Source organism: Rhodopseudomonas sp. B29 (genome assembly GCF_000333455.1).
Lineage (GTDB): Bacteria > Pseudomonadota > Alphaproteobacteria > Rhizobiales > Xanthobacteraceae > Rhodopseudomonas.
Genome location: NZ_BADD01000464.1, coordinates 1 through 7,039 on the forward strand (window position 1 = coordinate 1; position 7,039 = coordinate 7,039).

The 7,039-nt window shown below is 65.8% G+C and carries 8 protein-coding genes; 4 read left to right on the forward strand and 4 right to left on the reverse strand.

Going from position 1 to position 7,039, the window contains the following annotated elements:
* On the reverse strand, positions 1 to 605 hold a 605-nt coding region (locus tag I5M_RS16510; protein WP_022722402.1), incomplete at its 3' end, for a J domain-containing protein.
* A gap of 106 nt (positions 606 to 711) precedes the next feature.
* On the opposite strand from I5M_RS16510, the gene I5M_RS16515 reads away from it, so the two are divergent.
* On the forward strand, positions 712 to 984 hold the full coding sequence (locus tag I5M_RS16515) for a BolA family transcriptional regulator (protein ID WP_031336690.1): 273 nt from the start codon (positions 712 to 714) through the stop codon (positions 982 to 984).
* A gap of 64 nt (positions 985 to 1,048) precedes the next feature.
* Here the strand turns inward: I5M_RS16515 and I5M_RS16520 are convergent, their stop codons facing one another.
* Positions 1,049 to 2,083 carry an aspartate-semialdehyde dehydrogenase gene (locus I5M_RS16520; protein WP_022722404.1) on the reverse strand — a complete coding sequence of 345 codons (1,035 nt, stop codon included), beginning with the start codon at positions 2,081 to 2,083 and terminating at the stop codon, positions 1,049 to 1,051.
* A gap of 251 nt (positions 2,084 to 2,334) precedes the next feature.
* Between I5M_RS16520 and I5M_RS16525 the strand changes: the two genes are divergently transcribed.
* Complete coding sequence (locus tag I5M_RS16525) at positions 2,335 to 3,099, forward strand: hypothetical protein (RefSeq protein WP_244432024.1); 765 nt, start codon at positions 2,335 to 2,337, stop codon at positions 3,097 to 3,099.
* 170 nt (positions 3,100 to 3,269) lie between these two features.
* Complete coding sequence (locus tag I5M_RS16530) at positions 3,270 to 3,653, forward strand: hypothetical protein (RefSeq protein WP_022722406.1); 384 nt, start codon at positions 3,270 to 3,272, stop codon at positions 3,651 to 3,653.
* Positions 3,654 to 3,858: 205 nt separating this feature from the next.
* Here I5M_RS16530 and leuB read toward each other — a convergent pair whose 3' ends face one another.
* Positions 3,859 to 4,971 (reverse strand): 3-isopropylmalate dehydrogenase, encoded by a 1,113-nt coding sequence (leuB, locus tag I5M_RS16535; protein WP_031336692.1) that lies wholly within the window; start codon positions 4,969 to 4,971, stop codon positions 3,859 to 3,861.
* Between the two features lie 236 nt (positions 4,972 to 5,207).
* On the opposite strand from leuB, the gene I5M_RS16540 reads away from it, so the two are divergent.
* The gene (locus tag I5M_RS16540; protein ID WP_022722408.1) at positions 5,208 to 6,401 is read left to right on the forward strand and encodes a YbfB/YjiJ family MFS transporter; all 1,194 of its coding nucleotides are present in this window, start codon (positions 5,208 to 5,210) and stop codon (positions 6,399 to 6,401) included.
* A gap of 135 nt (positions 6,402 to 6,536) precedes the next feature.
* On the opposite strand, the gene I5M_RS16545 is transcribed toward I5M_RS16540, so the two are convergent.
* The coding region (locus I5M_RS16545; RefSeq protein ID WP_022722409.1) for a superoxide dismutase family protein at positions 6,537 to 7,039 on the reverse strand (503 nt) is incomplete at its 5' end.

The following is a 7,039-nucleotide window of genomic DNA, read 5'->3' on the forward strand; positions in this document are numbered from 1 at the left end:
ATGATCTCGATCAGGCGATCTTCGGTCGAGCGGTCGCCGCCGTTGGCGTCGGGGTGGTGTTGCTTGACCAAGGCCTTGTACTTCGCCTTCACCACTTCGAGCGTGGCGTCGGCCTCGAGGCCCATCACCTGCAGCGCCTTCCGCTCGGCGTTGAACACTTTGCGCGGTTCGGCCTTGGTCTGCTCGGCCTCGGGGCCGCGGCGCCAGCGCGAACGGCCGCCGAGTTCGTTAAAGACGTTGAACGGATCGGCCGCGCCCTCGACATCGGCGGCGTTGCGCACGCGACTCTTGGCGCCGTTCTGGCCCATCTTCCAGGTCGGGCGATGCCCGGTCAGCGCGTCCTTCTGATAGCGCGCGACGTCGTCGGCCTTCATGCCTTCGAAGAAATTATAGCCCTGATTGTATTCGCGAACGTGATTGAGGCAGAAATGCCAGTAATCCTTCTCGACGCCGCGGCCTTTCGGCGCACGATGCGCACCGCGCTCGTTGCAGCCGGGCGCGTCGCACATCCGCGCCTCGCGCTCGCGCGCGGCCTCCCGCGCCGCCTCGGCGGCACGCGGCTTGACGCGGATCTTGTCGAAGAACTTGGACGAGTCGATGGGCATGGCCGACTATGAACTACGCATCGCGTGTGGCTTCAAGTCTTGACATTGCAGGACCGGCCACCGTTGATTGCGATTGACTGACCCGAACGGCGAAACGGCGGCGATCATGGGCGAAAAAGACACTATCACACAGAAGTTGCGCGAAGCTTTCGCACCCGAAAGCCTCGAGGTGATCGACGAGTCGAAACTGCATGAAGGTCATGCGGGCCATTCGGGCCGCAACGAGACTCACTTCCGGCTCAATATCGTGTCGGCGAGCTTCGCCGGCAAGAGCCGGCTCGAGCGTCATCGCATGATCAACGAACTGCTGGCTTCGGAACTGTCGCCCGGCCGCGTCCATGCGCTGGCCATCAAGGCGAACGCGCCGGGCGAAAGCTGAGCCGTCATAAGAAAAGCGGGTGACGCCAGAGGCATCACCCGCTCGTCTGATACGATTTGTTCGATCAGGCCGCCCGCTTCTTGGCGGTCAGCAGCTTGCGGTTGATCAGCACTTCGGCGATCTGGATCGCGTTCAGCGCCGCGCCCTTGCGCAGATTGTCGGACACGCACCACAGCACGAGGCCGTTGTCGACCGTCGGATCGGTGCGGATGCGGCTGATATAGGTCGCGTCCTCGCCGGCGGCTTCATACGGCGTGACGTAGCCGCCCGGCTCGTGCTTGTCGATGACCAGGCAGCCCGGCGCGTTGCGCAAAATGTTGCGCGCCTCGTCGGCACTGATCGGATTCTCGAACTCGATGCTGACGGCTTCGGAGTGGCCGACGAACACCGGCACGCGCACGCAGGTCGCGCTCAGCTTGATGGCCGGATCGAGAATCTTCTTGGTCTCGACCATCATCTTCCATTCTTCCTTCGTGTAACCGTCCTCCATGAACACGTCGATCTCGGGGATGACGTTGAAGGCGATCCGCTTCGGGAATTTCTTATTGACCAGCTCGGAGTTGGTGTAGACGGCCTTGGTCTGCGAGAACAATTCGTCCATCGCGTCCTTGCCGGCGCCCGACACCGACTGATAGGTCGACACCACCACGCGCTTGATCTTGGCGTGATCGTGCAGTGGCTTCAGTGCCACCACGAGCTGCGCGGTCGAGCAGTTCGGATTGGCGATGATGTTCTTTTTGGTGTAGCCGGCGGCGGCCGCAGCATTCACCTCGGGCACGATCAGCGGCACGTCGGGGTCCATGCGCCAGGCCGACGAATTGTCGATCACGACCGCGCCCTGCGCGCCGATCTTCGGCGACCATTCCTTCGACACGGAGCCGCCGGCCGACATCAGGCAGATGTCGACGTCGCTGAAGTCGTAGTGCTCGAGCGCTTTGCATTTCAGGGTCTTGTCGCCGAACGACACCTCGACGCCGACCGAGCGGCGCGACGCCAGCGCCACCACTTCGTCAGCCGGGAACTTGCGCTCGTCCAGAATGGCAAGCATTTCGCGGCCGACATTGCCGGTCGCACCCACCACCGCGACTTTGTAACCCATCATTCACTCTCCGCGGAAATTTGCTCCGCCACGATCAGGCGCGGCAAGCAGAAGTCAGCGCTTCTATGCGAGAACCGCCGCAAACACAACGTAATACCCGCTTTCGCCCGCCTCGTACCCTTTCCGAAGCCTTGCTTTTGGCCATTCTCCGAGCTTCGCCGATGCGATCCGACCCGGCCCCGCGCGCTGTCTTCACTTCGGCCCGGAGGCATCCGGGGCCACAGAGCTTCGCCGGCGAATGCGGCGATGCCTTGGTCAAGATCCTGGCCTATGGGGCCGCGCTGGTGCTGATCGGCGTCGTAGTCTTCACCGCTGCCAACCCGCTGACCGACAAAGTCCTGCAATCTGCCGCCGAGGCCGCCATCGAGCTGGGGGCCGATACGGCACCTTCGGCGCAGCCGGCCTGGAGTGCGGCGCTGCGCTCGCAACCGGCATTTGCGGTGAGCCAGCTCGATCTTCCGGGCAAGCTCGAGAGCACCGAGGTGCTGCGGAATTCGGACGGCGGCCGCAAGGACGTGATCCGCTTCGCCGCACCGGGCGAGCCGCCTGCCGCCGAAATCGAGGTCTATCGCCTTGGCGACGAGGTCCGCCATGCGCCGCCGGCCGCTGCCGACCTGGCGGCGCGGATGGACCCCGGCGGGATCGCCACCATCCAGCCCGCCGGACTGGTCGAGACCAAATTCGGCACCGCCGCCTTGTTCGACCTAGCCGGAAGCCGTGTTCGCCAGCCGGGCTGCCTGGGCTTCATCAAAACCATCGAATCCGCCGGGCTGCGGCTGTCCGGCTGGACCTGCCAGGGCGACACTCTGGTGCAGAAGAGCGCTGCGGCCGCCTGCCTGCTCGACCGCCTGGTGCTGCTCAGTGCTGGTAACGACGCCGCCGTCGCCGAAACCTTCGCCCGCGCTGAGCTGCGCCGCACGCGTTGTGACGGCATTCACGCCCAGCCGATCGCCTCGGCCGACTGGATCACGGACGGCGGGGCGCCCGGTCTGCGCGGCCGGCTGGGGGCGAACTGAAACGGGCCGCCGCGCAACCTTTCGGCGCGGCGCCGCATTATTGTCGGACAGTGTGGCCGGATAGACCTTGTGGCGAGTTGGCCGAGGCGGCTAAAACCTTCAAGAATCGAAATGAACCGGCGTAGTCGCCGGACGAGCGGACCGCGTGCTCGGGGGTGAAAGAGGAAGCCATGACCGTGAAATTCTCTGCCGCAGGAAAGATGCCAGTGCTGCTGGCGGCAGCCGCTCTGGTCGTGACCGGCCTCATGGCCAATCCGGCCGACGCCGCGCCGAAGAAGAAGCGCATCTACGGCACCTCGGATCAGGTCGCCTATGGCAGCCGCGGCCCCAACGTCTCGTATCAGGCCGGCCCGCGCACCCGCGTCTACATCTCCAAGCGCTCCTGGCTCGACGCCGGCACCGAAGTGCTGCCGGGCGAGCGCCACTTCACCGATTACGCGCTGCCGCCCGGTCGCAGCTTCGCCCGGGAAAACTGGACCCACCCGATCGACCGCCAGCCGCTGAGCCCGCCGTCCGATCTCGGCGGCTATCCGACCGGCTTCCCGCTGTACTGATCAGCGGTCCCTGGCCTGAATGCGAAACGCCCGGCGCAAGCCGGGCGTTTTTCGTTTGTGGCGGTGGCATCGCAGACTGCGCGTAGCGCGTAGGGTGGGCAAAGGCGCGAAGCGCCGTGCCCACGCGTTTATCGGTCCAAAGTCAAATCACCGCCGAGCGTGGGCACGCTTCGCTTTGCCCACCCTACAAGTCCGCAGTCGCGCCTCAGCCGTGCAGCGCCTGCAGCTCGGCGACGATGGCTTCGCCCATCTGGCTGGTCGACACCACATTGGTGCCTTCGCTCTTGATGTCGGCGGTGCGCAGGCCCTTGGCCAGCACGGCGGCGATTGCCGCATCGAGCTTGTCGGCCAGATCGCCCATGTCGAGCGAATAGCGCAGCGCCATGCCGAACGAGGCCAGCATCGCCACCGGATTGGCCATGCCCTTGCCGGCGATGTCGGGCGCCGAGCCATGCACCGGCTCGTACATCGCCTTGCGCTTGCCGGTCTTGGCATCGACTTCGCCGAGCGAGGCCGACGGCAGCATGCCGAGCGACCCCGTCAGCATCGCCGCGATGTCGGACAGCATGTCGCCGAACAGGTTGTCGGTGACGATGACGTCGAACTGCTTCGGCCACTTGACGAGATTCATGCCGCCCGAGTCGGCGAGCTGATGCTCGAGCTGCACGTCCTTGTATTCGCGGTCGTGCACGGCGGTGATCACTTCGTTCCAGAGCACGCCCGTCTTCATGACGTTGCGCTTCTCCATCGAGGTCACCTTGTTGCGGCGCTTGCGCGCCAGATCGAAGGCGACGCGGCCGATGCGCTCGATTTCGTAGGTGTCGTAAACTTGCGTGTCGACGGCGCGCTTCTGGCCGTTGCCGAGGTCGGTGATGGTCTTGGGCTCGCCGAAATACACGCCGCCGGTCAGCTCGCGGACGATCATGATGTCGAGGCCTTCGACTACGTCGGGCTTCAGGCTGGAAGCCTCGGCGAGCGCCGGATAGCACACCGCCGGGCGAAGATTGGCGAACAGCGCAAGATCCTTACGCAGCCGCAGCAGGCCGGCCTCGGGCCGCGCCTCGTAGGGCACGCCGTCCCACTTCGGGCCGCCGACCGCGCCGAAGATCACCGCGTCGGAGGCCTGCGCCAGCGCCATCGTGGCGTCGGTGATCGCGACCTTGTCGGCGTCGTAAGCAGCGCCGCCGACCAGGCCGTGCTCGGTCTCGAATTTGGCGATGCCGGCCTTGTTGAGCCAGTCGATCAGCCGCGACACCTCGGCCATCACTTCGGTGCCGATGCCGTCGCCGGGGAGCAGGAGCAGTTTATGCGTCGCCATGATCGGATCCTTGCAGGCGTCATCGCCGGGCTCGACCCGGCGATCCATCTCGCGAAAACGATGGATGCCCGGGTCGAGCCCGGGCATGACGGTGGGTGGGAATTGCGCGCCGAGTGCTAAAGCCCGCCCGCCGGCTTGGCAAGACGCCGAGCCGTGCGGCAGGCCTGTGTTTCGGGGCGGCTTGTTGCGAATTGGGTGCATTCGCTGCCACACTCGCGGCGCCGGAGAATCCCCAAGTGACCCTACTCGACCGCACCGAGGCGGCGCCCGCTCATCCCGCGCGCCTGATCCTGATCCTGTCGCTCGCCCCCACGGTGGGGCTCGGCATCGGCAGATTTGCCTATTCGCTGTTGCTGCCGGACATGCGCGACAGCCTGCATTGGTCGTATTCGGCCGCCGGATTCATGAACACCATCAATGCCGCCGGCTACCTGATCGGAGCACTGATCACCTCACGGCTGGTGGCGCGGTTCGGCATGGCGGCGGTTGTCCGCTGGAGCACGCTGGCCTGCGTGGCGTCGCTGGCGCTCTGCGCCGTCTCGGGTAATTTCATCCTGCTCTCTGTGGCGCGGCTGATCGCCGGTGTCGGCGCGGCGCTGGCCTTCGTGGCGGGCGGCGCGCTCGCCACCACCATCGCGCAGTCGCAGCCGGGGCGGTCGGCTTTTCTGATGAGCTTGTTCTATGCCGGGCCGGGCATCGGCATTCTGTCGTCGGGACTGATTGCGCCGTTCCTGCTACAGGCCGCCGGTCCCGGCTCGTGGTGGCTCGGCTGGCTGGTGCTGGCCGCATTATCGGCGGTGATGACGCTGCCGGTGCTGCTTGCGCCGATCGGCTTGCACGCCGGCATCGTGAGCGGCGCGCCGGCGCCGTTCCGGGTCGGGCCGGTGATGATTTATCTCGTCGGTTACTTCATGTTCGGCGCCGGCTACATCGCCTACATGACCTTCATGATCGCCTATGTGCGCGATCTCGGCGGCGGCGCTGCGGCGCAGAGCGCATTCTGGTGCCTGATCGGCTGTTCGGCCTTCGTCACGCCCTGGGTCTGGCGCCGGGTGATGGTGCTCGATCGCGGCGGCTTGTCGACTACCATCATTCTGGGTGTCAACGCCATCGGCGCCGCGCTGCCGCTGCTCGGCCTGTCGCCGGCGATGCTGGCACTGTCGGCGCTGGTGTTCGGCGTGTCGTTCTTCGCCGTGGTGGCGACCACCACGGCGTTCGTCCGTTTCAACTACAAACAGCCGCAATGGCCCGGCGCGATCGCCGCGATGACGATCGCATTCGGCATCGGCCAAACGCTCGGGCCGCTGGTGGTCGGCGCGATAACGGATGCGATCGGGTCGTTGTCATCGGCGCTCGCGGTTTCTGCGGCGACGCTGGCGCTGGGGGCGTTGTTGTCGGCGCTGCAGCGGCCGCTGAAGCGCGAAGCCTGAATCCAGGTCCGTCATTCCGGGGCGCTTGCGAAGCAAGCGAACCCGGAATCTCGAAGTGCAGAGCACGGCAGAACAGCTCGAGGTTCTGGGTTCACGCGCGTTGCGCGTGCCCCGGAATGACGGTGTTGGAGCGAGTTACTTCGCTTCTTCAATCACCCCGCAGGCGATACGGTCGCCGGCGTTGCCGGCGGGGTCGGACTTGTAGTCGTCGGCCTTGGCGTGGATCACCAGCGCAGTGCCGCCTTCCTTGAACACCGAGTTCGGCCGGCCCTTGTCGAGCGTCACCTGATCGTTGGTGATGTCGGTGGTCAGCGCGCCCGACGCCGGAACGTCGAGATTGTTCATGTCGCCGGCATGGGCGCCGCCTTCGGCCATCTTGCCGTGCTTCCTGCCTTCGGGATTGAAGTGTCCGCCCGCCGAGGTGAACGGCGGCTCGCATTTGCCGACGGCGTGAATGTGAAACGCGTGCTCGCCCGGCGGCAGACCCTTCAGCACCAGATGGATCTTCACGCCGGCCGAACCGTGCGTCAGGCTCGCGGTGCCGACCTCGGCGCCCTCGGCATTCTTCAGCGTGGCGGTTGCGGTCTGCAACGATGCCGCTGTGAGTGACAGAGCGAGCAGCGCAGCGGCAGAAAGGC